This is a genomic window from Treponema sp. OMZ 803, from assembly GCF_024181165.1.
GTDB lineage: Bacteria > Spirochaetota > Spirochaetia > Treponematales > Treponemataceae > Treponema.
Genome location: NZ_CP051195.1, coordinates 919,771 through 945,150, shown reverse-complemented (window position 1 = coordinate 945,150; position 25,380 = coordinate 919,771). Strand labels below are relative to the sequence as shown.

General features: G+C 43.7%; 24 protein-coding genes and 2 pseudogenes. 5 read left to right on the top strand and 21 right to left on the bottom strand.

Annotation, left to right across the window (positions count from 1 at the left end):
• Nucleotides 1-143: 143 nt before the first annotated feature.
• Both ABH09_RS04360 and ABH09_RS04355 read left to right on the top strand, forming a co-directional pair.
• Complete coding sequence (locus ABH09_RS04360; RefSeq protein ID WP_253715345.1) at nucleotides 144-947, top strand: MetQ/NlpA family ABC transporter substrate-binding protein; 804 nt, start codon at nucleotides 144-146, stop codon at nucleotides 945-947.
• Nucleotides 948-1,092: 145 nt separating this feature from the next.
• Nucleotides 1,093-1,773: a tetratricopeptide repeat protein gene (locus ABH09_RS04355; RefSeq protein ID WP_162662989.1), complete on the top strand. Its 681-nt coding sequence runs from the start codon at nucleotides 1,093-1,095 to the stop codon at nucleotides 1,771-1,773.
• 11 nt (nucleotides 1,774-1,784) lie between these two features.
• On the opposite strand, the gene ABH09_RS04350 is transcribed toward ABH09_RS04355, so the two are convergent.
• The 4 genes from ABH09_RS04350 to ABH09_RS04335 form a co-directional block, all read right to left on the bottom strand.
• Nucleotides 1,785-2,705 carry a TIGR03943 family putative permease subunit gene (locus ABH09_RS04350; protein ID WP_253715344.1) on the bottom strand — a complete coding sequence of 307 codons (921 nt, stop codon included), beginning with the start codon at nucleotides 2,703-2,705 and terminating at the stop codon, nucleotides 1,785-1,787.
• Nucleotides 2,702-3,733: an FAD:protein FMN transferase gene (locus tag ABH09_RS04345; protein ID WP_253715343.1), complete on the bottom strand. Its 1,032-nt coding sequence runs from the start codon at nucleotides 3,731-3,733 to the stop codon at nucleotides 2,702-2,704. The genes ABH09_RS04350 and ABH09_RS04345 overlap by 4 nt, the downstream gene beginning before the upstream one ends.
• Before the next feature lie 131 nt (nucleotides 3,734-3,864).
• Nucleotides 3,865-5,040 (bottom strand): iron-containing alcohol dehydrogenase, encoded by a 1,176-nt coding sequence (locus tag ABH09_RS04340; protein ID WP_253715342.1) that lies wholly within the window; start codon nucleotides 5,038-5,040, stop codon nucleotides 3,865-3,867.
• A gap of 268 nt (nucleotides 5,041-5,308) precedes the next feature.
• Nucleotides 5,309-6,196 (bottom strand): fructose bisphosphate aldolase, encoded by an 888-nt coding sequence (locus ABH09_RS04335; protein WP_162662984.1) that lies wholly within the window; start codon nucleotides 6,194-6,196, stop codon nucleotides 5,309-5,311.
• 117 nt (nucleotides 6,197-6,313) lie between these two features.
• Here ABH09_RS04335 and ABH09_RS04330 point away from each other — a divergent pair, with 117 nt between their 5' ends.
• From ABH09_RS04330 to gyrA, 3 genes are all read left to right on the top strand, one after another.
• Entirely contained in the window at nucleotides 6,314-9,913 is a 3,600-nt protein-coding gene (locus tag ABH09_RS04330; RefSeq protein ID WP_253715341.1) for an alpha-amylase family glycosyl hydrolase, read from the top strand.
• A 222-nt stretch (nucleotides 9,914-10,135) separates the two neighbouring features.
• Nucleotides 10,136-12,052 (top strand): DNA topoisomerase (ATP-hydrolyzing) subunit B, encoded by a 1,917-nt coding sequence (gene gyrB / locus ABH09_RS04325; RefSeq protein ID WP_253715340.1) that lies wholly within the window; start codon nucleotides 10,136-10,138, stop codon nucleotides 12,050-12,052.
• A 13-nt stretch (nucleotides 12,053-12,065) separates the two neighbouring features.
• Nucleotides 12,066-14,582: a DNA topoisomerase (ATP-hydrolyzing) subunit A gene (gene gyrA / locus ABH09_RS04320; RefSeq protein ID WP_253715339.1), complete on the top strand. Its 2,517-nt coding sequence runs from the start codon at nucleotides 12,066-12,068 to the stop codon at nucleotides 14,580-14,582.
• Between the two features lie 74 nt (nucleotides 14,583-14,656).
• Here gyrA and ABH09_RS04315 read toward each other — a convergent pair whose 3' ends face one another.
• The 17 genes and pseudogenes from ABH09_RS04315 to ABH09_RS04240 all read right to left on the bottom strand — a co-directional run bounded on the left by ABH09_RS04315 (nucleotide 14,657) and on the right by ABH09_RS04240 (nucleotide 25,377).
• A complete protein-coding gene (locus ABH09_RS04315) occupies nucleotides 14,657-15,037 on the bottom strand; it encodes a type II toxin-antitoxin system HicB family antitoxin (protein ID WP_253715338.1) in 381 nt (126 codons plus the stop codon).
• Complete coding sequence (locus ABH09_RS13015; protein ID WP_371922144.1) at nucleotides 15,034-15,219, bottom strand: type II toxin-antitoxin system HicA family toxin; 186 nt, start codon at nucleotides 15,217-15,219, stop codon at nucleotides 15,034-15,036. Before ABH09_RS13015 ends, ABH09_RS04315 begins: the two co-directional genes overlap by 4 nt.
• A gap of 221 nt (nucleotides 15,220-15,440) precedes the next feature.
• Nucleotides 15,441-16,706 (bottom strand): Glu/Leu/Phe/Val family dehydrogenase, encoded by a 1,266-nt coding sequence (locus ABH09_RS04310; protein WP_162662979.1) that lies wholly within the window; start codon nucleotides 16,704-16,706, stop codon nucleotides 15,441-15,443.
• Between the two features lie 428 nt (nucleotides 16,707-17,134).
• Nucleotides 17,135-17,494, bottom strand: a complete 360-nt coding sequence (locus tag ABH09_RS04305) for a double zinc ribbon domain-containing protein (protein ID WP_253715337.1) — start codon at nucleotides 17,492-17,494, stop codon at nucleotides 17,135-17,137.
• Nucleotides 17,495-17,498: 4 nt separating this feature from the next.
• Nucleotides 17,499-17,804 (bottom strand): FmdB family zinc ribbon protein, encoded by a 306-nt coding sequence (locus tag ABH09_RS04300; RefSeq protein WP_253715336.1) that lies wholly within the window; start codon nucleotides 17,802-17,804, stop codon nucleotides 17,499-17,501.
• Between the two features lie 336 nt (nucleotides 17,805-18,140).
• Nucleotides 18,141-19,016, bottom strand: coding sequence for a hypothetical protein (locus ABH09_RS04295; RefSeq protein WP_253715335.1), 876 nt, complete (start codon nucleotides 19,014-19,016; stop codon nucleotides 18,141-18,143).
• Between the two features lie 447 nt (nucleotides 19,017-19,463).
• A complete protein-coding gene (locus ABH09_RS04290; protein WP_253715334.1) occupies nucleotides 19,464-20,276 on the bottom strand; it encodes a hypothetical protein in 813 nt (270 codons plus the stop codon).
• A gap of 162 nt (nucleotides 20,277-20,438) precedes the next feature.
• Nucleotides 20,439-20,767: pseudogene (locus ABH09_RS04285) on the bottom strand (tyrosine-type recombinase/integrase); the annotation flags it as partial.
• Nucleotides 20,768-21,056: 289 nt separating this feature from the next.
• A complete protein-coding gene (locus tag ABH09_RS04280) occupies nucleotides 21,057-21,317 on the bottom strand; it encodes a Txe/YoeB family addiction module toxin (protein WP_253715333.1) in 261 nt (86 codons plus the stop codon).
• Nucleotides 21,317-21,559 (bottom strand): annotated as a pseudogene (locus tag ABH09_RS13010) (type II toxin-antitoxin system Phd/YefM family antitoxin). Before ABH09_RS13010 ends, ABH09_RS04280 begins: the two are co-directional and overlap by 1 nt.
• Before the next feature lie 61 nt (nucleotides 21,560-21,620).
• Nucleotides 21,621-21,839: a sterile alpha motif-like domain-containing protein gene (locus tag ABH09_RS04270; RefSeq protein ID WP_162662968.1), complete on the bottom strand. Its 219-nt coding sequence runs from the start codon at nucleotides 21,837-21,839 to the stop codon at nucleotides 21,621-21,623.
• 106 nt (nucleotides 21,840-21,945) lie between these two features.
• A complete protein-coding gene (locus ABH09_RS04265) occupies nucleotides 21,946-22,833 on the bottom strand; it encodes a carbon-nitrogen hydrolase family protein (RefSeq protein WP_253715331.1) in 888 nt (295 codons plus the stop codon).
• A 319-nt stretch (nucleotides 22,834-23,152) separates the two neighbouring features.
• A complete protein-coding gene (locus ABH09_RS04260) occupies nucleotides 23,153-23,575 on the bottom strand; it encodes a PIN domain-containing protein (RefSeq protein ID WP_253715330.1) in 423 nt (140 codons plus the stop codon).
• Nucleotides 23,568-23,792, bottom strand: coding sequence for a hypothetical protein (locus ABH09_RS04255; RefSeq protein ID WP_016519371.1), 225 nt, complete (start codon nucleotides 23,790-23,792; stop codon nucleotides 23,568-23,570). The genes ABH09_RS04260 and ABH09_RS04255 overlap by 8 nt, the downstream gene beginning before the upstream one ends.
• 197 nt (nucleotides 23,793-23,989) lie before the next feature.
• Nucleotides 23,990-24,271 carry a helix-turn-helix domain-containing protein gene (locus tag ABH09_RS04250; RefSeq protein ID WP_016519370.1) on the bottom strand — a complete coding sequence of 94 codons (282 nt, stop codon included), beginning with the start codon at nucleotides 24,269-24,271 and terminating at the stop codon, nucleotides 23,990-23,992.
• A complete protein-coding gene (locus ABH09_RS04245; RefSeq protein ID WP_253715329.1) occupies nucleotides 24,268-24,624 on the bottom strand; it encodes a type II toxin-antitoxin system RelE/ParE family toxin in 357 nt (118 codons plus the stop codon). The genes ABH09_RS04250 and ABH09_RS04245 overlap by 4 nt, the downstream gene beginning before the upstream one ends.
• A gap of 108 nt (nucleotides 24,625-24,732) precedes the next feature.
• A complete protein-coding gene (locus ABH09_RS04240; RefSeq protein ID WP_253715328.1) occupies nucleotides 24,733-25,377 on the bottom strand; it encodes a hypothetical protein in 645 nt (214 codons plus the stop codon).
• Nucleotides 25,378-25,380 lie beyond the last annotated feature (3 nt).

Here is a 25,380-nt window from a genome sequence, read left to right as displayed (position 1 = left end):
CGGCGGCTTTTACCGCTTAACCTAAAGGCACCCTACTAAAATTTTTCGGAGTTCCCTAATATATTCCCTTTTGGACAGCCCTAGACAGAGCTTAAAGATATATAGTAATCTACCGTTCATTCCAATGGAAAGGAGACTAGTTTATGAAAAAACTACTCGCATTTCTGCTTAGTGCAATTCTTTGCGCAAGCTTATCGGTTTCCTGCGTGAAAAAAGAAGACAGTCAAAATGTTTTAACTGTCGCTGCAAGTCCGGAACCCCATAAAGCACTCTTGGAGCTTGTAACGGATGACCTTGCAAAAGAAAATATTACGCTCAAGGTTACCGAGTTTACCGACTATGTAACCCCCAACGATGCGGTCGAAACGGGCGAACAATTCGCAAACTTCTTCCAACACGTTCCCTATATGGATACTTTTAATAAGGAGCATGGGTACCACCTAGTCAGTGTAGGAACCGTTCATATTGAACCGCTTGCGCTGTATTCAAAAAAATACGGGAACCTCTCCGAATTTAAAAGCGGCGATACCATTGCCATTCCGAATGACCCGACAAACGAAGCGCGTGCATTGTTATTGCTTGAGTCCGCACATATTATCACTTTGCGCGAGGGCGCAGGCTTAGCAGCTACCCCGCAAGACATTACTGAAAACCCCTACAACTTACAGTTTAAGGAAATTGAAGCAGCCACACTCCCGCGCGTGCTTGCAGATGTTGAAGGAGCCGTTATCAACGGAAACTATGCTATTCCGGCAGGTCTTTCCGCAGCAAAAGATGGTCTGCTTGTTGAAGGAAAAGACTCCCCCTATGCCAACGTTATTTCGGTTAAACAGGGAAATGAGAACGATCCGCGCATCAAAGCATTGATAAAAGCGCTGCAAAGCGATAAAGTACGTAAGTATATTACGGAAAAATATCCTAACGGAGAAGTCGTCGCGGCATTCTAGGAATGTAATTACAAGCCTCTGAAAGGACTACTTTTTAGAGGCTTTCTATTATATTATTTAACTGCGGTTCAACGATGCATGGCATGGAAATTTCTAAAACTTGCCTGAGATGTTAGGCATCCCCTACGAAAGAGAGGTTGATAAAATGAGCGCACAACAGAAAATGTATAATTTTATAAAACGCACGATGGTGATCTTTGCGATATTAATATGCGTATCGGGAGCGACCTATGCACAAGAAAAGGCAGACGCACTGAAATTATACCGTACCGGCCGCAGCTTGGATAGTGCGGGAAGAACGGAGGAAGCAAAAACGTCATATATGGCGGCAGTCGATGTATGCCTTGCCGAACTCCGCCAAAACCCGCGCAATATGGAGTCCTACACCGTCTATACATGGTCACTATTCCGCCTTCATAGATACCGTGAGACGGTAACCGTTTGCAACGAGGCACTTAAAATCGCATCGGATGTGCGCATTATCGAAACATTAGGCGAGGCCTACTTTTATCTAAACGATTATAAAGAATCTCTCCGCCAAATGGAACGGTATATCGATATGGCTCCGACAGGAGAGCGCGCAAGCGTTGCCTACTTTTATGTCGGCGACATTTACCGCTTGACAAAACGTTATCAAAAAGCTGACATTGCCTACTCTGCAGCAGTGCATTTGGAACCGTCCAATTCGCTGTGGTGGTATCGGCTCGGTCTCGCCCGCGAACAGACAGGCTATAAACAAAGCGCGCGGGACGCATTCCAACGGGCACTTAATATACGGAAAGACTATAAAGAGGCGGCGGAAGGTCTCGCCCGTGTACAGCTTTAAAAAATACACATCTACGGATAAATATACTCTCGCTGCGGCTGATTTACCTTTTTTATTGTTTCTACAATAATAAGCGGATCAAAACTATTCTTATATGGCTTTTTCGACAGCGTACCGGAAACTTCAATCCATTCGCCGTCGATAAGTGTCTGAACATCGCTCCATTGTGCAAGGATACCAACCGGCTGCATATCGGCAGCGCAGCATATCATCATCATACGGGCTAAGGCGAACTCATTCTTTTCAAACAATTCTCCATCCTTCCACACTGAACCTGTCGCTGTTATTTTCTTCCCAACCCATGCATCAGGCTTTGTATACAACTCTGTGAGCCATTGCGTAAAAGTATCGCTATCCATGACGATGCCACTGTCCGCAGTCTTCATATTCGGTTCCGCCCCGGCCGTAGTCGACGTACCGGAAACCCTAACAGTCGATGCAGGATCAGATACAGCATCGCTCGGTGGAGCGGCGGAATATTCTCCGGCAGAAAATGCATCGGCTGCAAAAGGCGGATCGGAAACAGGCGAAGGCTGCCCGCCCAGCGAATTACTATATGCAAATTGAGAAAAGCGTACCGCTATTCCCGAAGACGCCGACATGCCGACCAAAGCAACTGCAAAAACGACAATACTGAAAACACCTGCACGCGCGCTTCGAGCATCCTTTCCGGAATAACCCAAAACACCGGTATATCCATTATTAAACAATGAAGTACGCCAATGCGATTCCTGCATCACTTTCTTAAGCTTGAGCATACCGATAAGAAAAAATACCACTGCTGAAAACAACAGCATGGGTATATGCCGTTCGTGCACATAGCGGTATGCCGCCCCGGAAATAACTGCACCGGTAAAATACAAAGCGAAACCGAAAAGAGTTGTCGCCTGTAGAATAGCTTGCAAGCGGGTATTTTGTCTTATAGTTTTCATAGTGACTCCGTATCTGTAAACTGGAATGCAGAATTTAAAATCATGATATTTTTTTTAAGATTCCCAGTCGTACGGACGCTGTTATCGTCAAAGATAAAAAGCGCCTCCGTATTGGGGAGTTCGTCAAGCAGTTTGATAGCTTTCTTATACCCCAGTACAAAGCACGCCGTCGACAAAGCATCCGCATCGGTTGCAGAATCGGCAAAAACGGATACTGCTATCATATTACTCTGCACCGGATACCCCGTTGCGGGATCGATAATATGATGATAACGGATGCCGCCCTGCTCAAAATATCGCTCATAGCTACCGGAGGTGGAAATACTGCGGTTTTCAATCGGGGCGGAGATAATCGGCTGTCCCTGCCGGATACGCGGATCGCGGATACCGATATTCCAGCGCTTTCCATCCGGTCGAACACCCACAGCAGAAATCGTACCACCGATATCGATCACAGCGTGCATAATCCCAGCCTGCTTTACAATACGGGTAAGCTCGTCGGCAGCGAATCCTTTTGCAATCGCCCCTAAGTCAAGCTTCATTCCTTCTTTCTTAAGAAAGACCGCCGTACCGGCCAGCTGTACATCCTTGTAATCGGTGCGGGAAAGCGCCACCTGAATATCCCGATCTTCCGGCTTCCGTGCATTTTCAAAACCGATATTCCAGAGCTTGACCACGCCGCCGATAGCGGGATTAAATGCGCCGTCCGTCTTTTCGGCAAAAAATACGGCGCGCGCAAACAACGGGTATATATCCGCCGGTACATTAACCGCAGACACGCCAGACGCCTTATTGATATCGATAAGCGTGGAGGATTCGGCATTTGCACTTAAATGTCGCTCCAATTCTTCAAGCCGAAGAATGCATGTCTGCAGTACCAATTCAACTTCCGTCTGAGGCTTTTCGGTAAACAGTTGGATACTGCATACGGTTCCGAGCGCAAACACAGTACGGCCTTCCTTTCTGATGTCAGGCCTACAAGAGACAAGCAGCAGCGCCAACAAGAAAAAAAAACTATGCTTTTTCATTTTGATTTCACATGGGAACCTCTAAAAACTGCAAACCTACCGGCTTGTTCTGTAAAGAAATTCATTAAGTTGTCCGCTCTGCGGACTGCGAATCAGTTTTTAGAGGCTTTTCTAATCATTCTCAAGCTTGTTTACAGCGCAGCTTTATAAATTGCAAGGACATCGGCTGCCGTTAAGGTTTGGAAGCCGCGGATTTTTCCGCTGCGGCTCCGGTGCATCACAGCCGCTTCCGCCATCTCTTTAAGATGCTCTTCGCCGATACCGACTTCACGCAGCGTCATCGGGATACCGAGCGATGCAAAAAATTCCGATGTCTTATCAATAGCGGCGTTTGCCGTTTTATAGACATCCGCGTCTGCGGGCAAGCCCCACACATTGACGCCGTACTCGGCAAGCTTATGCACGGTATTGTCGTTCAGTACATGCCGCATCCAATGAGGGGTTAGGATTGCAAGCCCTACCCCGTGCGTAATGTCGTAAAAAGCGCTCAGCTCATGCTCCATCGGGTGAGCCGACCACATCGTCATCTTTCCGCACCCCAACAAACCGTTTATCGCCCATGTTCCCGCCCACATCAAATTGGCGCGAGCGTCATAATTATCGGGTTCCTTCAACGCAATGGGGCCGTAGTGGATACAGGTTTTCAGTACCGCTTCGGCGAACCGGTCTTGCAAGTAAGCCCCGTCGTCCAACGAAAAATAACTTTCAAACGTATGGCTCATAATATCCGCAGTGCCGGCGGCCGTATGCTTTTTGGGTACCGAGAACGTGTAGCATGGATCCATCACGGAAAATTTCGGCATCAAAAGCGGAATTTCAAAGCCGAGCTTTTCCTTCGTTTTAAAGTTGGTAATAACGGCGCCACAGTTCATTTCGGACCCCGTCGCTGCAAGAGTCAAAACCGTACCGAGCGGGATCGCTTCCGTAACAGAGACCTTCCGCGTGATAATGTCCCATGGGTCACCGTTATAGTGCGCACCGGCAGCGATCGCTTTAGCACAATCGATAGAGCTTCCGCCACCGATCGGAAGGATAAAATTAAGCTTGTGTTCTCGTACCAGCGCGATGCCTTTTTCAACCTCTTCTATCCGCGGGTTGGGAGAAATACCTGACAGTTCCGCATAAAAGATGCCCTTTGATTTTAATTGCTCCGTTATCGTATCGTAAAGCCCAATTTTCTTGATACTCCCGCCTCCGTAGCAGAGCAGTACTCTATTACCGTATTTTAATATCTCATCGGCAAGTCCTTCAGCACTGCCTTTTCCGAACAGTATCTTTACCGGTACATCAAAAACAAAATTAAACATCTCATCCTCCTGAGTAATTGCGCAATGTAATAATAGAAAGAAACAGCTTTTACAAGTTCACATAATTGAGTTTAACACAGCATGAAAGATTGCGTCCCACCCTTTGTTCTGCACATGTTCCATCAAAATATGTTTTAACACAACCGATGCATGATCGCATCCGAAACCGACCTTCATATATGCTCCTTTTGTATAGAAAAGATTTTTGCTTCTTTTCTAAAAAACAAGTTCTTAGAGATGCCTATGAATTAGTTGTGGGGCAGGTCGACTATGTAATCGAAGCGTCGTAAATGCTCTTAATTGCAGCGGCAAGGGTTTTGTCGAATTCTTCTTGCGACTGCTGTGCACGTAAATCTTCTGCGAGGGCACGGGAGAAGCTGGCGATCATACCGTGGTTTTTTGCCAGCAACGCATTGGCTTCCTCTCTACTGTACCCGCCCGAAAGCGCAACAACGCGTACAACTTGCGGATTGTCGATAAATTCTTTGTACAGGTCTGCCTGTGTCGGGATGCTCAGCTTGAGCATAATCAACACATCCTTCGGCAATTTTGCAATGTGTTCGCGAATTTCTTTTTTTAGGATATCTTCACACTTTGATTTATCGGGGCTGTGAATATCTACTTCCGGTTCGATAATCGGTACTAATCCGTGCTTTGCAATTTGCAGACCGATTTCAAACTGCTGATCGATAACTTTTTTGATACCGGCAGGATTTGCTTCCTTTATAACCGAGCGCATCTTTGTCCCGAAGATATGCTTCTGTACGGCACGTTGCAGCAATGCTTCCAAATCGGGCATCGGCTTCATCAGCTGAACACCTTCGGCTAAGTCTGCAAGTCCTTTATCAACCTTTAGAAACGGTAAAACGCCGCGCTTATCCCACAGATAGTCTGCCGTAGGAATACCCTCTATATCACGATCCATTGTTTGCTCAAAAAGGATAGCACCGAGTATATGCTTTTTGTCAAATTCTTTACTGGTGATAATCCGCGTGCGCATGGCATGCACCATATCAAACATCTCTTTTTCATTTGAATAGGCGTCTTTTCCGATACCGTATCCGGCCAGAGCCTTAGGCGTACTGCCACCGCTCTGATCCAAAGCCGCGATGAATCCCTTTCCGGTGTGCATCCGTTCTATTTTTTGCTTGTCCATAGTAAAACCTCCTGCAAGATAATGCGATGTCAGTATATCCTATGATAGCGAAAAACGCTAGCCTAGCTTCACAATATCGGATTTTCGGCATATAATTAGCACATACGAGGATATTTTATGCAAAAAGTGTATGCCGATAGCTTTCTCCAAACTATGGAATTCCATATCCATCGCGATGTACGTACAAAATGCCATTTTTCAAAAGCACTCTTTTCATCGACCGGAAACGTCATAATACGAAATATTAATGATATTTATGTGTTTACTTTCCAGTATAACGAGGTCGTGGAATCAGGTGCATTCGGGATGCCGGTACGTGCCGAGCAGTATTTAAAAGCAGGTCAGCTGAATGCGATGGGGTTGATTGATGAAATATTCCATTATATGTGTCGACTGTACCGGCGGGATGTGCGTGCTGATTTTTTTAGCAGTGGGTATGACTTTGTGCAAGCGGAGCTTGCAAAGGAACACTTGCCCGACCTCGACGATTTATTACTCGAATTTTGTACCGAATTTCCTCCTGCGGAGGTGTACGGCGGGACTATGACCGCCGAAGATTGGTTCCGCAATATCGATCCGGTATCGGGCATTGAAAATAAATACCGTGCGTTTGAAGAATTAATTCTTTGTAAGCTTGCAAATGAAAATCCTGCATTCCAACCTTTTTATCCTCTTTTTACCGATGAACAGCTGTCGGCACACCCTTCATACAACTGTTTCTGGGATAGCCTTCGCGACTGGTCGTTCCGGAACGAGGTATTCGGTCCTGAAAAAGTTGATCTGATTTCGCTGCTTAAAGCTCCCGTTTCTTATGCGCCGTTCAGTTTGAAAGGACAGCTTGAATATATCAAAAAGCATTGGCTTGATTTGCTTGGCGAATTTATCGGCAGACTCTTAACAAGTCAGGATATCCTTTCAGAAGAGGAGAAATCTGCATGGCAGGGCGGCGGTGGAGGCGGCACGCATGATGCCTATCATTTTGAAGAACTGACACAGGAATATGAACGGTTCACTGCCGACCGTGACTGGATGCCGAATGTCGTAATGATTGCAAAAAGCACGCTGGTGTGGCTGGACCAACTTAGTAAAAAGTATCAGCGGGCTATCACTCGCCTTGATCAAATTCCCGATGAGGAGCTTAATTTTCTTGCAGAAGCGGGCTTTAATGCGTTGTGGCTTATCGGAGTATGGGAACGTTCCCCTGCAAGTGCGCGGATTAAGCAGATATGCGGGAACCAAGAGGCGGCAGCGAGCGCCTACAGTTTGACGGATTATGAGATAGCCGGAGATATCGGCGGATGGGAAGCGCTCGAAAATCTGCGTAGTCGCACCGGCGCGCTGGGCATTCGGCTTGCTGCCGATATGGTGCCGAATCATACCGGCATAGATTCAAAGTGGGTGATGGAGCGGCCGGATCTTTTTATGCAAACTCGCGAAAGTCCGTTTCCGAGCTATAATTTTGACGGGGAAAACCTTTCCCGTGATTCCCGTATCGGGATTTACCTGGAAAATCATTACTATTCCAAAACAGATTGCGCAGTAGTGTTTAAACGGGTTGATCACCATGCCGGCGATACCCGATACATTTATCACGGGAACGATGGTACGGGTCTGCCGTGGAACGATACCGCTCAAATTGACTTCCTCAATCCTGAAGCCCGCGAGGAGGTTATTCGGAAAATTTTGCACGTTGCTCGGAATTTCCCGATTATTCGATTTGATGCGGCGATGGTGCTGGCAAAGAAGCACATCCGACGGCTGTGGTATCCCGAGCCGGGAAGAGGAGGAGATATTGCGAGCCGTTCCCGCTTTGCGCTTTCTACGGAGGAGTTTCAAAAGCGGCTCCCCGAAGAATTTTGGCGCGAGGTAGTAGACCGCTGTGCGGTTGAAGCTCCCGATACCCTTTTATTAGCCGAAGCCTTTTGGATGATGGAAGGGTATTTTGTCCGCACACTCGGAATGCACCGCGTCTATAATTCCGCATTTATGAATATGCTCAAGCGGGAGGATAACGCCCAGTATCGGCTGACTATCAAGAATACCCTCGAGTTTGACCCGCAAATATTAAAGCGCTATGTCAATTTTATGAACAATCCTGATGAGGAAACCGCCGTTGCACAGTTCGGTCGAGATGATAAGTATTTCGGCGTCTGTACCATGTTGGTTGCAATGCCGGGGCTGCCGATGTTCGGACACGGGCAAATTGAAGGCTTTGAAGAAAAATACGGTATGGAATACCGTCGTGCGTATTATAATGAGCAGGTGAACACCGGCCTCGTAGAGCGGCACCAACGGGAAATTTTCCCACTGATGAGGCAGCGCCGTTTGTTCTCCGGCGTAGAAAATTTCCTACTCTATGATTTCCGGACAGATGGGCAGGTGAACGAGAATGTCTTTGCGTGGTCTAATGTGTACGGCGATTCCCGCTCCCTCATCCTCTACAACAACAAATATGAACAGACTGCAGGCTGGATTAATATGTCCGTCGCTTATGCCGTTAAAGGTTCCGGTGATGAAAAACAGTTGGTACAGCGGGCGCTTGCACAAGGGTTACTGCTGACAATTACCTCGAGCCGGTTTGTCATTTTTCAGGAGCAACATTCAAAATTATGGTTTATCAGAAAAAACAGCGAGATTGCGGAGCGCGGTTTGTTCGCCGTTCTAAATGGTTTTGAAACGCAAGTATTTTTGAACATCTATGAGGTAACCGACACTCAAGATGAGCAATATCGGCAACTGTACGAAAAGCTTAACGGCAACGGTATTGCCGATGTTGGGATGGGAATCAATGAGATCAAGTTTAAGAAGCTCTATGATGCACTCGCTGCGTGTATGTCAAAAGAGATGTTGCAAGACTGTATTCAACTGGTAAAGGATTGTAAGCATACTGAAAGTCCGCATGAAACAGAGTCAAAAATACATTCGTTTATCAACAAGCTTGAACCGTTAGCCGTCGCTTTTTTGACTGCTTTAGAAGAAACGTATCGCAGCGAGCAAACTGCACAATTCCTCGAAGAGAAAGTGCCGACAGTTAAAACATCCATAAAGCAGTTGTCAACTCTGTTCAAGGCACGTATGTACCGCCTCCTCCTATCGGCTTCCGGTTTGCTGATACGAGAAATGCCGTTGACTGCGATGACCCCTGCCGTAACCGTATTTATTCACAAAATGTGTGGAACGGCTTCGCAGCTTTTTGTATCGTTCGGTTCGGTGTTCCTTATGTCGGTTGAAGATATTGCCATTTATTACAAGATGGAAGAAAATATCGGAAGGCTCTACGCCTTTCTACACCTCGAAGAAAAACTTACAGCATTGGTTCGTTCAAGAGGATTTGATATCGATCCTATTGAAAATAAAGCTGATACGGTGAAGTACCTCTATTATGTGCACAATGCCCGTGGAAAGAAATCTATCCGCAGAACCGGTATTGTCAGCCGGATGGTGCAGGATCCCAATGTTATTATTCGCCTTGGTATTCACGAATGGGACGGAATTAAGTGGTTTAATCGTGAAGCAGCTGAATTGCTTGCCGATGATATGGCAGCGATGCTCTTTCTTTCTGCGGCACGGCCGGCTAAACAAGTTGAATGTATGAAGAAAACTGTTGATTCGGTAGAAAAGTATTGCCGGTTTGATGCGGAATTTTCTGCGGCAATTCATAGATCGGGGTATCAGGTGGATCGGTACCTCAAACTTTTTGCCGGTACGTTAAAATAGTACGACTTATTCATGCATGGAAGGATAAACGCTCAATTTTCTGCCGCCTGTCAATTTTCTGCTGCCTTTACTTTTTCCACTAATAATAGTATAATAGCCCGATTTTCATAAAGAATAGGAGCTTCCATTATTATCACCATTATAGCTCCCCATAATTCATAGGATACCGCTAAAAATCACCCTTTTATCGGTCCCCTTCATTTTATTCTCTAAGGATAGTGCATGACAACGCCTTCATATTCAGCGGAAAATATTACGGTTTTAAAGGGGCTGGACGCCGTCCGCAAACGCCCCGGAATGTATATCGGCTCTACCGGTCCTGACGGGCTGCATCATTTGGTGTACGAAGTCGTCGACAACTGTATCGACGAAGCGATGGCGGGCTATTGCGATACCATTTTGGTCGTATTGGAAAAAAACGATACCGTCAGAGTAGAAGATAACGGACGCGGTATTCCCGTCGATATTCACCCAGAAGAGGGCGTAAGTGCGCTGGAGTTGGTTTTGACGCGGCTCCATGCAGGCGGCAAATTCGACAAGGGTTCGTACAAGGTTTCCGGCGGTTTGCATGGTGTCGGTGTTTCTGTTGTAAACGCGCTTTCCACCAATATGGAAGCGATTGTTTGCAGGGATGGCTTTGAATATGTGCAAAAATTTGCACTCGGCGAACCGCTCTGCCCGGTTACCAAACGGGGAGAGACGAAAAAGCGCGGCACTACCATCCGCTGGACTGCCGACCCGACTATTTTTACCGAAACGACCACCTATAACTTTGATGTACTGGCGGTTCGTCTCCGCGAACTCGCCTTTTTGAATAATACCATCAGCATCACACTACGCGACGAGCGGCTTTCCACACCGAAAGAAGTAACCTTTGCCTTTGACGGCGGTATTTCTCACTTTGTGCGCTACCTGAACGAAAGTAAACAGGTGCTTCCCAAAGAACCGATTTATTTCGACGGTGAAAAAAGCGATGTCGTTGTCGAGCTGGCAATGCAGTACAACGACGGCTATAAAGAAAATGTTCTTTCGTTTGTCAACGATATTAACACGCGCGAGGGCGGTACCCACCTCGAAGGTTTTAAAACGGCGCTCACCCGCGTGATGAACGAATTCTTGAAGAAAAATGCCAAGCTTTCTAAAAAGATGGAAAAAGAAGAAAAGTTGATGGGCGAAGACGTACGTGCCGGTTTAACGGCGGTACTATCGGTCAAAGTTCCCGAGCCTCAGTTTGAAGGGCAGACGAAGACCAAGCTCGGCAACAGCGATGTGCGGAGTATCGTTGACACCTTCATTAACGAAAAACTCACTCTCTTTTTTGAACAAAATCCGACCGAAATCGATAAAATCCTCGAAAAAGCAGTCGGTGAAGCAACCGCCCGTATCGCAGCTCGCAAGGCAAAAGAAGCGACCCGCCGGAAAAGCGGCCTTGACAGCTTCGGGCTGCCGGGGAAACTTGCCGACTGCTCTTCCAAAGACCCGGAAAAATGCGAGGTCTACATTGTGGAAGGTGATTCTGCAGGCGGTTCTGCAAAGAAGGGGCGCGACAGCAAGACGCAGGCAATTTTGCCGCTGTGGGGAAAAATGCTGAACGTCGAAAAAACTCGGCTCGACAAGGTACTCAATAACGAGAAACTCCAGCCGATTATCGCAACGCTCGGTACCGGCATCGGTGAGGATTTTAACCTTGATAAAATCCGCTACCACAAGATTATCATTATGGCGGATGCCGACGTGGACGGTTCCCATATCCGCACGCTTTTACTCACCTTCTTTTTCCGCTATATGCCGGAACTGATTGAGCACGGCTATGTGTATCTCGCGATGCCGCCGCTCTATAAAATTTCCTACAATAAGAAAGAATGGTACGTGTATGACGACAGTGAGCGGGACAGCATTTTGAATGAAATTGGGCGGAATGTGAACCCCGCGGTGCAGCGATACAAGGGTTTGGGTGAAATGGACGGCACGCAGCTCTGGGAGACAACGATGGATCCCGCCCGCCGCAAGATGATGCGGGTAACCCTGCCCGATGCGGTAGAAGCTGACCGGATTTTCAGCACACTGATGGGCGAAGAAGTAGAGCCGCGCCGCAAATTTATCGAAGAAAATGCGGTGTACGCGAATCTCGATGTGTAATGGAGCATAAAACGTGGAAGAGATAAAAACGCCGGAAGGCGGGGTGTTAATCCCCATTCCGATTGAAACTGAAGTAAAACGTGCATATATAGACTATTCAATGTCGGTTATTGTGAGCCGTGCGCTGCCTGATGTGCGAGATGGCTTGAAGCCGGTACACCGCAGAATCCTCTATTCAATGGAAGAGAAAAACTTGCGCTATTCGGGGCCGACGCGCAAATGCGCTAAGATTGTCGGTGATGTACTGGGAAGCTATCACCCGCACGGCGATGCCTCCGTATATGATGCACTTGTCCGTTTGGGGCAGGATTTTTCTCTCCGGTATCCGGTAATCCATCCGCAAGGAAACTTCGGTACCATCGGAGGCGACCCGCCTGCAGCCTACCGTTATACGGAAGCAAAGATGGCGCGGCTTGCGGAGTCGATGGTAGAGGATATCAAAAAAGATACCGTTGATTTTATCCCGAACTTTGATGATTCTACGCAGGAGCCGACCGTTCTGCCGGGCAAATTTCCGTTCCTATTGGCGAATGGTTCAAGCGGTATTGCCGTCGGTATGGCAACCAATATGCCGCCGCACAACCTACGCGAAATTGCTCAAGCGGTGTCCGCTTATATCGACAATCCCGACATTACCATTGATGAGCTTGCCAAGTACATCAAAGGGCCGGACTTTCCGACCGGCGGCATTATCTTTGGTAAAAAGGGCATCCGGCAGGCGTTTAAAACCGGACGCGGGAAGATTTTAGTCCGTGGCAGGTTCAATATCGAAGTTGATAAAAAAGGCAAGGAAACGATTATCTTTACCGAAGTGCCTTATCAGGTAAACACCACGGCGCTTGTTGCGAAGATCGGTGAACTTGCCCGTGAAAAAGTGATAGAAGGGATTGCGGCAGTCAATGACGAAACCTCAGACCGCGCCGGTTTACGACTGGTTATCGAGTTGAAGCGGGGAGCAATCGCAAAGGTGGTGCTGAATCAGCTCTTTTCCAAGACAGCCCTGCAGTCCTCCTTCGGCGTTATTAACCTTGCGTTGGTGGATGGGCGGCCGCAAACGCTGACGCTCAAACAGCTGGTCGGCTACTTTGTTGCGCACCGGCAGGAGGTTGTTACCCGCCGCGTCCGCTTCGACCTGAAAAAAGCTGAAGAGCGCGCCCATATTTTACGCGCTCTTATCATCGCCATCGACAACATCGATGAGGTGATTAAGATTATCCGCGGCTCCCGCGATACGGCCAGCGCCAAGAACGCGCTGATGGAGCGGTTTTCGTTTGACGACATACAGGCGCAGGCCATCGTTGATATGCAGCTCAAACGCCTCACCAGCCTCGAAATTGAAGACCTCCGCAAGGAATTGCAGGAGCTTGAACTGCTGATTGAACATTTGAAAGACCTCTTGGCGCATCCTGAAAAGATTCTTGCGCTCATTAAGCAGGAAACCGATGAGCTTGCAGAAAAATTCGGCGACGACCGCCGTACCGATATTGTCAGCGACGAGGTGGAAGAAATCAACATCGAAGACCTCATCAAAAAAGAGCAGATGGTGGTACTGGTTTCCAACCTCGGCTACATCAAGCGGGTACCGGTTACCGCCTACAAGCGGCAGAACCGCGGCGGCAAGGGTTCCAATTCGGCAGCCTTGGTTGAAGATGACTTTATCGACCAGATTTTTACCGCTTCCACGCACGATTACATCATGTTTATCACCAATGAGGGGAAGGCGTACTGGGTTAAGGTACACGAAATCCCCGAAGCGAGCCGTACAAGCCGCGGTTCTCATATCAAGTCGCTGCTCGCCGTATCTTCCGACGAGGAAATTACCACGATTGTATCCTTAAAAGAGTTTAGTAGCGACACATACCTGCTGATGGCGACGGCGGGCGGCATCGTAAAGAAGGTACAGACCGACAGCTTCCAGAATGCCAAAACGCGCGGCATTATCGCCATTAAGCTGGATGAAGGGGACAAGCTGGTAAGCGCAATCCTTACCACCGGTAAAGATGAGCTGATGCTGGTAACTCGGCACGGCCAGGCGCTCCGCGTTTCCGAAACCGAAATACGCGACCAAGGACGCGCTTCGCATGGGGTAATCGGTATTCGGCTGTCCGGCGGGGATGAGCTGACCGGCGCGCTTCGGATTAACGGCGGCAAGCTCCTCGTGATGAGCGAGAACGGCTACGGCAAGCGGGTTGACTTTTCCGAGTTTTCTCCGCATGGGCGCGGTACCGGCGGGCAAAAGGTGTATACCATTACCGAAAAGACCGGCGAGGTGGTCGGATTGCTTGCCGTCGCTGGCGATGACGAAATCGTGTGCATCACCGGACAGGGAAAAACCATCCGAGTACAGGTTTCCTCTATTAACGTGATGGGACGCGCCGCGCAGGGTGTTAAAATCCTCGATATCGAAAGCCCCGACCAGCTCATCGGCTTAGATGTGGTTGCACGCGAGGATGAAGAAGACATCGCGCCGCCCGCTTCGGAAACAACCTTCAACGGAGAACTCGACCTCGACGGCGGGGATGCGGAGTAAAAAATGGGTAATGGGTAATGCGCTAATTGATAATTAAACCGGTACGGGCACCGCGCCGTTAGTTGCAGGTACTGCTACATTACGAGGTCTAATTTCTTATACAATGCCTCTTGTAACGTTTGACTGAAATTAACGCCTGCTTTTTCTGCCTGAATATTCAGCCAGGCAGGAAGTGTCAACGTCTTCTTTACCGCTTTTTCGTTTACTTTAAATTCACCGCATATAAACGATACAAAACTATTTTTATCCGTTGTAATTTTGCTTGCAGCGGATGCCTTGGGTAACGTATCGATTGTATAATCATCTTGCAAATAAAGTTCCATCGCCTCAACTGCATTCGCATAAACTTCGGTTTCAGTATCACCCTGAGTGGAGCAGCCGGGCAGATCGGGAAACTCCACCCAAAAACCGCCGTCTGCTTCGGCATGAAAAATAGCAGGATACATAATTTTCATCTTTTAACCTCCAATCCGGTTCTTTTCAAGATTGCAGACAAAAGCCCTTTTTTGATGTCCGTACCGTGTACCGGAAGGATCTCAGTTTTTTCACCTTTCTTAATTTTGTGATGGCTGCCTTTCACTGATACCAATTCCCAGCCGTCTTTTAATAATAATTTTAAAAGGTCTCTGTCTTTCATGCCTACCGTTATTACACGTATCACACGTATTGTCAATAGATTGGTTGATGTATTGCAGTAATGGCGGGGATGCCTAGCATAAAAAAAGGCGTATCGGCTTCTTTTTAAGGAACCGATACGCCTTGTAGATTAAACCCTTTTATCTAAACCGTATAGGAACCTCTAAAAATGGAAGTTTTTAGAGGTTCTCATATATTTTCAGGCAGATATGAAGTTCGGGATTAATACCAGCCTCTTACCTTCATTGCTTCATCAATTCTCTTGATGGATTTCATGTAAGTTGCTTGGCGGAACGAAACGTTCTTTTCCTTCTTTAATGCCCAAATCGGGTTGAATGCGTCGATCATTGCGCGCTCTTCTTTCTCTTCAACTTCTTTTTCCGTCCAATAGTAGCCGTAGAGGTTCTGTACCCATTCAAAGTAAGAAACGGTAACACCGCCGGCATTGGTCAGAATATCAGGAGTAACAAGGATTCCCTTCTTGTACAGGATCTCATCAGCTTCCAACGTAATGGGGCCGTTTGCGCCTTCGCAGATCAGCTTTGCCTTGATCAGATTGGCTTCGTGCTCTTTGATTGCATTTTCCATTGCGCAGGGACTGATAACATCGACATTCAATGCCCAGAAGTCATCGAGGGAAATTTTCTTTGCACCGGGAACATGGAGTAAACTGCCGTCTTTTGTCTTTGCCTCATTCAATTCTTCAAAAGTAAAGCCACTTTCTTTGTAGGTTGCGTAGGTACCTTCTTTCTTGTCGAATTCCGCAACTGCGACAACTTTTCCACCCAGCTTGATGATGTTCTTAACGGTGAACTTTCCGACGTTTCCGAAACCCTGAACGGCAACGGTTGCTTTCTTTAAATCCATACCGATTGCTTTGCAGGCTTCACGCATAATAACGGCAACACCGAAGCCGGTCGCCTCGTTTCTTCCCTTGGAACCACCGTAGGTAAGCGGCTTACCGGTAAATACGCCGATGGTCTGCTCGCCGGTCAGCTTATTGTATTCATCCTGCATCCACGCCATGATCTGGCCGTTGGTATTGACGTCCGGAGCAGGCACATCTACTTTTTCACCGAGGTACTTATACAAACCGCGTACCCAGCCGCGTGACAACTGCTCCAACTCACGCTGAGATAATTCGGAAGGATCAACAGTGATACCGCCTTTTCCGCCACCGTAGGGTATACCGGTTACTTGACATTTAATACTCATCCAAATAGAAAGAGCTTTTACTTCATCGGCATTGACATTTTGATGGAAGCGAATACCACCCTTGTAGGGGCCGACCGCATCGTTATGCGCAGCTCTATATCCCTTAAATACTTTGATAGAACCGTTATCCATCTTTACCGGAATGGAAATTTCGATTATCCGCTGCGGTTCCTTCAATAATTCATATACCGCGGGATCTGCTCCCAAAGCATCGCACGCTTTTTTTACTTGTGCCTGTGCATTCGCCAACGGGTTTAAGGTTTCTTTGCTCATAAAACTCCTCCTCAATAAGTTTCAACAAACAATCATATTATGGTAAAAATGGAACTAAAAACTTTAGCTATACGCATTTTACCTCACTTATATTATCTATAAGTATAGAACCGAAATTGCTAACAGTCAAGCAAAAGTTTCACATCTTCCAGGGTAATCGCATCAGGCCGTTTTTTCATATCCGCCACGGACGGCGGTGATACTAATCAGCAGCAAGTTTTTCGCTAGAAAAACTTGACACGAATATTGTACAAGGAAGTACAATGTTCGTGTTTCCCGCAGAATCATTGAAACTATTCAACTAGAGTTGAACCACTCGCAGTTCAAATGGTTTCACAGCCTCAATGATTCTGCGCTTTTTATCTACTCTGCCTGATGCGTTTGCCAGCCTGTTTGAAGAAATGTACAAAATTTTAGATAAAATTTCGTTAAAGGAGAAAGAAAATTATAGCGAGAGCGGCACACAGTAAAAGGACTACCCCGTATACCCATAAAGGTAAGGGGTCGGTGTCGGTGCGGGCATCGGCTTCATGTCCGACGTATTGCACAATACGGAATTTCTTTTTTTTTAGTTTTTTTGTATTATTCTTTTTGTTCTCTTGCTCATCAGGAGTGAACGCATAGCCGCATGAGGGGCATCCGTCTTTAAACTCTTTATGTGTTCCGGTAAATCCGCAACTGGGACACCGCACGGAGGCAAAAAAACGGCCACAGTGAGGACAGATCACTGCATCACGACGAACTTCTGCATTACAATTTTCACAAAAAAACTTAGGTTGTTTATTCATATACTTAGCTTGAACACGAACAGCCGCCTGAGCATCCGCAGCCTTTACTGCACGAATGAGCCGTTTTGTCTTTCCCTTGCGAAGAGGAACCCTGCACATCAGCCTTCTTCACATCTGTAGATGCTACTGTTTTTTGCGCATCGGTTTGATAAAAACCTTTACCGGTAAAATTTAATCCAAAACCAGCCGAGAATACTTGATGAGCAGATGCTCCGCATTGCGGACAAACTATAGCAGGCGTATCGGTCATTTTATGCTGTACCTCGAAAGAAGCTCCGCAAGAATCGCACATATAGTCATACGTAGGCATAAGCCCTCCACAGATCAATCAAGTAATTAAAATGCTCTATTAGCAGCCGAAGTTATACCTTCTTCAAAATGCAACGGTTGAGAGAATATCAATTCTCGAGAACCGATGCATTATGCCATTTCAAAATGAAATGAGAAATGGCGTACAATAAGTAAGTTTTCGGTAGAAAACTTGACGGCTAACGAGGCTGCGCAATGTTAGCAGCCGAAGTTATACCTTCTTCAAAATGCAACGGTTGAGAGAATATCAATTCTCGAGAACCGATGCATTATGCCATTTCAAAATGAAATGAGAAATGGCGTACAATAAGTAAGTTTTCGGTAGAAAACTTGACGGTTAACGAGGCTGCGCAATGTTAGCAGCCGAAGTTATACCTCGTAGCATTGTAATGAGCTCTGTTTCTGTAATATCGGCATTTTCTACAAAAATAGAAGAGTCTTGAACGGAAAAATCTCCATTCAGACCATGACTCAGAAGCAGCCGGACAACAAGAGCTGCGCGAGCGTCTGTTGCCTCAAATATCGCAGAACACCGATACATTGAGTTGATATCCTTTTTCAGATAAAGCTCTATCGACCGTATCGGCAGTTCAATATCCTCTAAGCCTAACAAAGCGGATACTACGGAGCCTCCCGAACGGGCATATAAGCCGATTTCCCCTACCCCACCGGATTCACTCAGGGCTTGAAATCGGGGCGGAAATATCAGGGACTGAGGCTCGGCTATCCGCTGCAAAAACGCTGTCGAATCCCGTTGATTGTCGCCTAAGCACATAAAGGCTATTTTTTCTTGAACCACTATATCCACAGTTGCAGAAGAATAATAGGTGCGATTGTTCAGTGCTGCCGCGCGGCGTTTTTCCCAACCGTCTTTTTTAGAAAACAGCAAATCTCCCAAACTGACAGGATAAGAACCGCTCGAAACAACGGTTACCGATGGCGGCATCCTGTAGTCTGCACCGATATACAGTACCGATGTCCGGTTCAAATACTGCAAAGCGGTTCTCTCCGGCACAAAAGCGGTAAACAGAGTTTTTAAAAGTGACTCATTCCCGATAACCGGAGCAACTATATACACATCGGCGTCCGATCCAACAGCACCGAATGCTCGTATATCATATTCAACAGGACGTGATACGCAGCTGCTCGCCAGTATAATTGCCGCAATAATACAGCCGACTCCGAATATTTTAGAAAAGTAAAGCTTTTGCATATAATTCCCCTTATCTTGAATGCTTCAACCTTGAAGAAGACGCAAAAGTTAGTTGTTTTTTCGCCATCCCAGCCCACTATAATACGTACGAGGACATACTGTCAATTTGAAATCATCAGAATATTATTAATTTTCTAATATTGGCGAAGATTAAAAATATACCGGACTACTCCTGTTGAAACATATATCTGTTATGAGTTTTATTTTATGTCTTTCGCAGCAGCAGCTACTATCAATAAATATTTTAGACACAGCATAATTCTTCCCTTGTCCATTTCTCATCGCCTGACGCTGCATTTACTAAGTGCGCACATTAAAAGATCAAGATGAAAAGAGAACTTTTGAAATTATAGGCTACCGGTTATTCATTTATTTTCTAAAAAACTATATGATTTTTTTAGTCTTTATAACGAGGTGTCAAAGTTTTTATCGGCTTTGAAAACGGTGTTATGATTTTCTATATGATACTATAGTTTTTATTTTACCATTGTCATAGAATTCATATTCATAATAAGTATCAAAAAGACCGTCTTTTTCAGAGATTTTGTTGCCCATAGTGTCATATTCATAAATTGTCGTATGGTTCTTTCCATCTTCATAGATTGTTTTCTTCGAAATTAAATTACCGTTATCATCATATGCATAAAAATTTTCACCTAAATAACTTTTTTCATAAATTTTATTTCCATGGGAATCATATTCATAATATGTAACTCCATCTTTTAGAGAATTTTTATAAGTACATTTTCTAAAGTCATCTGTATATGTCCACCATTCATGATGTTCACCAAGTACTGCCTGACTATATCTATGAACTAATTTATGATTTTCATATTCTGCATGGTAATTTAAATATGGTTCACCACCAATCGTGCTATGAAAATATGTCATATCGCCATTTGAGTCATATTCGTAAAAGTATTCATGTCCGTCTCCACCATTATCTTTTGAATATACGACTTGGTTATTCCGGTTATACTCATATTCAATAAAATATCCATCTGTTTTGCAGTAGTTTTTCAAAAGATTATGATTATCATCATAGGTTTTTATATAAATTGTTTTCTTATTATCAATTCCACTGATGATTTCAATTATTTCCGAATTTTCTTCATAAGTGTAGTTTTCAATTTTTAACACTTTTTTTGTTTCTGCTAACCTTGTATCTGTTGCTTTTGTGTTTTCAAGTTTATTGCTTTCGCAAGCACAAAATGCGATACATAGTCCCCAAAAAATAATTTTTAAGTTTTTCAACTTCATATTTTTTTCCTATAAATTTCCACTCCAGTGGTGTGTCCAGCTAACCTCTTTCGACTATTCCTCATAATATCATAAAACCACTAATTTGCAATCTAAACTGAGATTCTAACTGCCATATCTTTCTACTCTAAGTATCTACCGGAAAAATAAACAGCAAGTAAATTAGGTCATCTTCACCAAATTGAGATAAAAATCACATCCTGTCATAGGACTTTGAACAGCAAGACCGCCACGGTTGAGAACGAGGGTGTAAACCATAGTGGTTGAGACATCGCTGTAGCCGAGAAGCTTTTGGACGATACAAATATCGTAACCGGCTTCCAATAGATGACTTGCAAATGAATGGCGAAAAGTATGAAAACCAATTGCCTTCGGAATACCCGAGCGTAAAACAGCTTCGTGGAGAGGGCGCTGAATAATTGAAGGAGCGATATGGTGCAACTCCTGTTTGCCTGTTTTTTATTTCGCCATCGATATGCTTGGGGAAATAGCTTTAACATCCTTTGTTACGGTACGGATTCAGACGTAAAACGTCAGGTATGAAACCCTCGCACGAATAAATCTACATATTCCTCAATATTGCCGAAGACCCCTATCCCTAGTATCTGGCGAGGAAAAGCTTTTTTTATATATTTTAGTTTTCCGCCGCAGTCCAGACAGGTACGAAACGCAAGTCCTAATTTTTCTTTGAATGAAGCTCCATCCCAATACTCACAAACACAACCGCAAGCAGTACATTTAAATGCTGCATATAAATCAGTAACCAGGGGGACGTTAGGCTTATTTATAATGAGTCCACATTCTTAGAATACGGTCTATAAGTTCTTTTTCAAAAACTTCATATACCAAACGATGCTGTATATTAATTCTTCTTGAGTATTTTCCCGTTAAATCTCCAACTAACTTTTCGTAAGGCGAAGGATTTTCAAAAGAATTATTCTTTATAACTTCAATTAAATGCTTTACTGTTGGTTTTAGATTTGACAGTTCAATTTTTTTACTATCTTTTGCCGCCTGTTTTAAATAAACTACTGTCCACATCACCAGTCAAGTTCTTTAATGCTCTCTTCCAATGGCTCTTTACTTGCTTCAATAATAGATTCTCTCATTCCTGGGATAGAACACAAATACAAGGTTTCTTGAATAGCATTTCAGTCATCTTCTGAAATTAAAACCGCATTATTTCTTTTGCCGGAAATGATAATCAGTTCATGGCAATCTCTTGTTTGGTCAATGAGATTATAAAGATTAGTCCTCGCTGCCGTAGCGGTCATTGCTGTCATTTACGTACCTCCATCGGAGTACATAGCGTACGAATAATCGTACGCTATGTCATGAGGAAAATTACTTTTTTGCGTCTTGCTCATAGTGACTAAAAGCTTCTTCAAAAATGCTCATTGTACTGTCACATGCCCCCATACTTTCAAGGTAATCTCTTAAGTATTTGCGGGAATCGGAATGACGAGGAAACTCTTTATCAAACCTTACATCTCGTGCAAGATCTCCTACAGAAGTACTGTCGTTTTTAAACTGCGACAACCACGAATAAAATGATTTTGACATTTCTTTACCTCCGTTATTTCAAAAAAATATGAATTGAGTGATAGTTTCGGATATTCCATCGTCTGTTAAGCCTGCATTACACAGAAATGTCAAGTTAAAGCGGATGCTAGTTTATTGATTTTCTATAATCTTTACGGATAAACGGTGCTTGTTTCTCTTCCGATAATAAAATCTTATATTTTGTCGGCTGCCGGTATGCGTTACCATGAACTTCTCTACTTCTATACTTTCTTAATTCCTCTATATCAAAAGTTGCGATATATATTCCTTCTTCTTCCCCGGCTTCTATTATTAATGTATCTCGCGAATATGGTTCATCAATGTTATAGGCAATGCCGTCAAATGCTGTAGAATGACCATTACAATCAGGTTTTCCTTTTGGATAATTAACAGTTGCAATGCCAACCATATTTTCAAATGCTCTTGCTCTTAATTGTGAAATTCTATTAATTTCCATTGGACATGCATTCGGTACAAGTATTATTTCTGCACCTTTAAGCATGAGTATTCGTGCGCTCTCAGGAAATTCTCTATCATAACAAATCATTGAACCTATTTTCACACAACCATGCTCTGTATCTAATACAGATACATAAAAATCATTACCGGGCATTAAAGCTTTTTCATTTCCAAAAGAACATGTATGTACTTTTGCATAGGTATATAGTTCTTTACCAAATCTATCAAACAGACATATACTGTTTCTTGGTAGTGGCTCATATTTTTCAAGAAATGTTATACCGATAGCCATTTGTAATTCTTTCGCTAAATCCGAGAATGAACGTATAAACGTATCATTTTTACTAATTGCTTTACTCTTTAATTCATTGACAGATTTAGGTATTTCGTAACCAATACTCCACATTTCAGGAAACAATGCTATATCTGCCCCAATGTTTTTTGCCTTGCGACAAGCTGATATACCGATATGCATATTTTCAACAAGAGACTTCCCCGGCATTAATTGTAGTAAAGCTATTTTAATTTTAGACATTTATTTTTCCTTATTGTATTAAATCTTGTCAAACCAATAAGGTTATAAACCGAAACGCAAGCAAAGACTTGCCTTGTCGACTACGAACGCTTATTATGGCAAAGATATTTTTCTTTAAAATTGCCATATTTTATAATTCGATATGACTTTAATCCTTCATAAGGCGGTAAACTTATAAACAAATTTTCATCCATAAAGCAAAACGCCTGCGACATTATTTATCAACGTAAAATTAAGCAGGCCAGTGACCTGCCACCATAACTAACCACCGCTTTACCGGCAACCTTGCCTATCCTCGTTGTCAGCGTTGCAGCGGGTGTTAGAAAGACTCTTCCTTAAATGGATTGATTACCATTACTCCACGATATGTCTGCCCCGGGTTTAAATCTTCAGAAATAATGCATTCACATTTTGCTTTCTCAGCAGCAGCTACTATCAATGAATCCCAAAATGATAATTGTAAAATTACACTAATATCTATTGCTTGTTCTATCAACTCTAAGTCATTTTGAACAATTTCCATATTGCAAAAATTGTGTATAATATTTTTAACAATTATTCGATCTGCCTTTAATTTTGTTGTTGCAACTACATAGAATTCTTTAAGTACTTGTGTTGATATTACCGGCTGATGTAAATTTACAACTTTCTCTATTACTTTTCGAGCTTTTGCTTGCTTATATGAATCTTTTGAGTCAAGGGTATAAACAAGTATGTTTGTATCAATAAATATTTTAGACACGATATAATTCTTCCCTTGTCCATTTTTCATCGCTTGACATCGCATTTAATGTATCCATAAGTGAAAAAGTATCATGAAGCCAGTAATCTTTATTGGTAACAACCGTTTGCTCAATAAGTTTCCTTACAAGAAAATTAAAGGAGATATTATGTCTCTTTGCATATTCTCGCCCTGCCTGTAAAACAGTTTCATCAATTGATAGCGTTATATTTTTCATAAATGCTCCTTATCAACACAGTATAAGTGCACACATTAATAAAGTCAAGATAAAAAGAGATTCTGTAAATTATAGATTAATGCTTATTCATTTATCTTCTAAAAAACTATATATTTCTTTAGTCTTTCTAACATTGTTTTAACCTGCAAACTGATCTGACCGTTTGTCGGCTTTGAAAACCGTATTAGGTTTTGTTTTTATTGTAGTTGTAATACTAATTTTTTCCCCAGAACATTCGCAGCTTTTGTGAGCGTTGCAAGTGTCACGGAATCATTGTATGGATTTAGAAGCCTATCCAATGCAGCGCGAGACGTAGACATTTTCTTAGCCATTTCAGTTTTATTGATATTTTGTTTCTGCATTTCTTCTAGTAAATTATATGAAATCAACCGCTTAATTGCCTCGTTCTGTACATCTGTGGCAATACCCTCTTCTTCGAGAAAATCATTAAAGGAACTTCCTACATAAGCATTATTCATTTTTGACCTCCTAAAACCAAGTTTCTTCTTTTCTTTCCCAACTCCATATCTTCTTTTGGAGTTTTCTGTGTCTTTTTTACAAATGCATGGAGCAATATCATTGTATTTCCGCTTACAGTGGACATGATTCTACAAATTCTTTTGTCGGAAATACCAGTTCTTACTTCCCATAAATCAGTGTCGAGTTTTCTAACCATTGGATAACCGATTGGCCACGACATTTCTACTGCCATAATATCCGCACCGACAGATTTTTTATCTTCTGGAGATAAAGCCTTCAGGAAATCTCGTACAGGTTCATTATTTTGCTCTGTTTTGAAAAAATCTGCTTGTATTTTCTTTTCGACTTCCATACCTAAAACGTACCATAATTGATACATTTTGTCAAATAAGAAACACAACGGAGAAAAATTTATTTATTCTGATTGGCAAAGAGAATATACGATATAATTTAAGCTGCTTTATGGCAACAGACTTGAAATCTGGTGAACAATTCCGGAAGCGAGTAAATTTCCTGCCACATTGAAGCACAAATCTCTTATGTGTTTTAATGCTGTTTGTATTATATTTGAATCCTGACGAATTATAGCAGAACGGATATCCTCAATACTATCAGATACAGATTTCTTTTCGCTTTCTGTAAGCCCTATGCTCTGTAAGTTTTCGGAAATCGATTTTACAAGCGATGCTGCTTTTTCAAAATCGATCTGGTTGTTTGCCATATTTACAGTAGTATTTTGAAATGCCCCAATGGCATTATTACCGCTCACATTTCCGTTGATTGTGATATTGACTTTTTGACTGCTGTCACGAGTTTCTTTTTCTTGTAAACTATTCAAAGTTTTCTGTCCTGATTTTAACATATTTTCGCATTTGCGTAGAATCCTTATGCCAAAAGACCCGTCTATATAACCTTCGTACTTCGAAATAAGATTGTTTTTCAGAAATTCATTCAAGCCATACTCAAATGCGTCAATGTTAATAGTATGCTTGTATTCTTCCGATTCTATCATTACAGAATCGCTATCGATTTCGCGATTATCGTAATGTTCTAATAGCAAACTGTAGATAAATTCAGCTTCATCAGAAAAGATATGTTCTGCCATATA

Bases quoted from the DNA above. Each gene is read 5' to 3' on its own strand.
- ABH09_RS04245 (WP_253715329.1), bottom strand. From the start codon at position 24,624: ATGGAAGTCGAAAAGAAAATACAAGCAGATTTTTTCAAAACAGAGCAA.
- ABH09_RS04305 (WP_253715337.1), bottom strand. From the start codon at position 17,494: ATGAATAAACAACCTAAGTTTTTTTGTGAAAATTGTAATGCAGAAGTT.
- ABH09_RS04240 (WP_253715328.1), bottom strand. From the start codon at position 25,377: ATGGCAGAACATATCTTTTCTGATGAAGCTGAATTTATCTACAGTTTG.
- ABH09_RS04340 (WP_253715342.1), bottom strand. From the start codon at position 5,040: ATGTTTAATTTTGTTTTTGATGTACCGGTAAAGATACTGTTCGGAAAA.
- ABH09_RS04360 (WP_253715345.1), top strand. From the start codon at position 144: ATGAAAAAACTACTCGCATTTCTGCTTAGTGCAATTCTTTGCGCAAGC.
- ABH09_RS04265 (WP_253715331.1), bottom strand. From the start codon at position 22,833: ATGTCTAAAATTAAAATAGCTTTACTACAATTAATGCCGGGGAAGTCT.
- gyrB (WP_253715340.1), top strand. From the start codon at position 10,136: ATGACAACGCCTTCATATTCAGCGGAAAATATTACGGTTTTAAAGGGG.
- ABH09_RS04355 (WP_162662989.1), top strand. From the start codon at position 1,093: ATGAGCGCACAACAGAAAATGTATAATTTTATAAAACGCACGATGGTG.
- ABH09_RS04330 (WP_253715341.1), top strand. From the start codon at position 6,314: ATGCAAAAAGTGTATGCCGATAGCTTTCTCCAAACTATGGAATTCCAT.
- ABH09_RS04290 (WP_253715334.1), bottom strand. From the start codon at position 20,276: ATGAAGTTGAAAAACTTAAAAATTATTTTTTGGGGACTATGTATCGCA.
- ABH09_RS04270 (WP_162662968.1), bottom strand. From the start codon at position 21,839: ATGTCAAAATCATTTTATTCGTGGTTGTCGCAGTTTAAAAACGACAGT.
- ABH09_RS04280 (WP_253715333.1), bottom strand. From the start codon at position 21,317: ATGTGGACAGTAGTTTATTTAAAACAGGCGGCAAAAGATAGTAAAAAA.
- ABH09_RS04350 (WP_253715344.1), bottom strand. From the start codon at position 2,705: ATGAAAACTATAAGACAAAATACCCGCTTGCAAGCTATTCTACAGGCG.
- ABH09_RS04255 (WP_016519371.1), bottom strand. From the start codon at position 23,792: ATGAAAAATATAACGCTATCAATTGATGAAACTGTTTTACAGGCAGGG.
- ABH09_RS04295 (WP_253715335.1), bottom strand. From the start codon at position 19,016: ATGCAAAAGCTTTACTTTTCTAAAATATTCGGAGTCGGCTGTATTATT.
- ABH09_RS13015 (WP_371922144.1), bottom strand. From the start codon at position 15,219: ATGAAAGACAGAGACCTTTTAAAATTATTATTAAAAGACGGCTGGGAA.
- ABH09_RS04300 (WP_253715336.1), bottom strand. From the start codon at position 17,804: ATGCCTACGTATGACTATATGTGCGATTCTTGCGGAGCTTCTTTCGAG.
- ABH09_RS04335 (WP_162662984.1), bottom strand. From the start codon at position 6,196: ATGGACAAGCAAAAAATAGAACGGATGCACACCGGAAAGGGATTCATC.
- ABH09_RS04250 (WP_016519370.1), bottom strand. From the start codon at position 24,271: ATGAATAATGCTTATGTAGGAAGTTCCTTTAATGATTTTCTCGAAGAA.
- ABH09_RS04315 (WP_253715338.1), bottom strand. From the start codon at position 15,037: ATGAAAATTATGTATCCTGCTATTTTTCATGCCGAAGCAGACGGCGGT.
- ABH09_RS04310 (WP_162662979.1), bottom strand. From the start codon at position 16,706: ATGAGCAAAGAAACCTTAAACCCGTTGGCGAATGCACAGGCACAAGTA.
- ABH09_RS04345 (WP_253715343.1), bottom strand. From the start codon at position 3,733: ATGAAAAAGCATAGTTTTTTTTTCTTGTTGGCGCTGCTGCTTGTCTCT.